Origin of the sequence: Streptomyces sp. URMC 126 (assembly GCF_051386555.1) — a bacterium.
Classification (GTDB): Bacteria; Actinomycetota; Actinomycetes; order Streptomycetales; family Streptomycetaceae; genus Streptomyces.
This window is the reverse complement of record NZ_JBPQTX010001284.1, coordinates 1-240: the sequence shown is the minus strand read 5'-3', so window position 1 is coordinate 240 and position 240 is coordinate 1. Positions and strand designations below refer to the sequence as shown.

The following is a 240-nucleotide window of genomic DNA, read 5'->3' as shown; positions in this document are numbered from 1 at the left end:
GTCCATGCCTGCCTGCATCAGGCCGCTGACCACCGCGCCCGCCACGAAATCATGGCGATAGATGCCGCCATCGACCACCAGGGCCGCGGCCACCACGGCGTCATACTTGCCGGTCAGAGCCAGCTTCTTGGCCAGCTGCGGCATCTCGAAGGCGCCGGGCACGTCCCAAGCCTCGATCTGTGCACCGGGCATCAGGCTGGCGGCCTGGGTCAGGAAACCTTCATGCGCGCGGTCCACGAC

1 protein-coding gene is annotated in these 240 nt (G+C 67.5%); it reads right to left on the bottom strand.

Features of this window, described 5'->3' with window-relative positions:
* Positions 1-240: 6,7-dimethyl-8-ribityllumazine synthase (locus ACSNOK_RS35985; protein ID WP_436784857.1), on the bottom strand; the 240-nt coding region annotated here is incomplete at both ends.